This window comes from Kitasatospora sp. NPDC001225, assembly GCF_053597855.1.
This window is the reverse complement of the sequence record NZ_JBSFJC010000487.1, coordinates 1-1,096: the sequence shown is the minus strand read 5'-3', so window position 1 is coordinate 1,096 and position 1,096 is coordinate 1. Positions and strand designations below refer to the sequence as shown.

General features: G+C 72.5%; 2 protein-coding genes. Both read right to left on the bottom strand.

Annotated features, from left to right (window positions below; all coding sequences use genetic code 11):
* Positions 1–453, bottom strand: a 453-nt coding sequence (locus ACWDCZ_RS41670; RefSeq protein WP_449818769.1) for a hypothetical protein, incomplete at its 3' end; no start/stop codon positions are given.
* A complete protein-coding gene (locus ACWDCZ_RS41665; protein ID WP_449818768.1) occupies positions 450–1,049 on the bottom strand; it encodes a hypothetical protein in 600 nt (199 codons plus the stop codon). The genes ACWDCZ_RS41670 and ACWDCZ_RS41665, both read right to left, overlap by 4 nt.
* Positions 1,050–1,096 lie beyond the last annotated feature (47 nt).

Sequence of the window (1,096 nt, the reverse complement as noted above, 5' to 3'; positions counted from 1 at the left end):
GTGTTCGTCGTCCCAGAGGGCCGGACCGGCGTGGGACTGCCGGGGGCTGGGCTGCTGCCGGGACTGCGCGTCGGTCGTCGCCGTCCGGTCGGCACCGGTGCATCGGGCGTAGGAGGTCAGCGAGGCGGCGAACTGGGTGAAGGCCGCTTCCCGCCGGGCGGCGAGCAGGTCGATCCGCAGGCCGGACTCCCGGAGGATGCCGTCGTGTGTGGACTGCCCGGCGTACTGTCCGCGCGCGACCGGCGACAGCGTCTCGACGGCCGTCTTCGCGGCGGCGGCCAGCTCGCGGTGGACGCCGTCGACGGCGGTGGCGGACGCGGCGAGGTACCAGGCGAGGCTGGCCTCAGGGCTCTCCTCGGGGTGGCGCCGCAACAGGGTCCAGACGTCGTCCACACCGAGCCGCTCGTAGACGCGGTGCGCGGCGGGCTTCGCCAGTTGGTCGTGCGGGTTCACTCGGTCGTCTCCATCCGGGCGATGAGGGAGCGGACCAGGGTGGGCAGGCTGTCGGGGCCGTTGCCGCCCAGGCGCACGAAGCTGACCGACTCCTTGAGGAGCTCGTGGGCGTCCTCGGTCAGGGCGCCGACGATCTCCATGCACGCTTCGGTGAAGTCCGACGCAGCGCCCTCGGCCCGGCCCAGGACCTGGAGGTAGAGGCCGGGCGGGAGCGCGGCTTCGGCCGCCAGGGTGGTGACCGTCTCCCGGTCGCTCGGGGTGTAGCCGGACAGGTCGAAGCCCTCCAGCTCCCCGGGGACGGTGGGCGCGGCACCGGGGCGCGGTGGAAGACCGGCCATGGTGGCCAGGGTGTCGACGGTCTGCGTCAGTTCGGAGAGCGACTCGGTGAGCCAGCCCAGGGCGGAGGCGTAGGAGGCCAGGGTGAACAGGGTGGCCGGGGCGGTCGGCAGCTCCTCGTCGAGCAGGTCCTCCATGCGGTCCGCGAGGGCCGTGAGCACCTCGGGCCCGGCGGCGAGCGGGCCGAGGACGGGGTGGAGGTAGGAGCGGGAGAGCGGCGTTGAGTTGTCAAGGGAGTTCGCATAGAGATGATCGATCATCGCTCAAACTACCCGCCAGTAGCGGTTGACGGGCCACCCGATCACTC

Bases quoted from the DNA above. Each gene is read 5' to 3' on its own strand.
- ACWDCZ_RS41665 (WP_449818768.1), bottom strand. From the start codon at position 1,049: ATGATCGATCATCTCTATGCGAACTCCCTTGACAACTCAACGCCGCTC.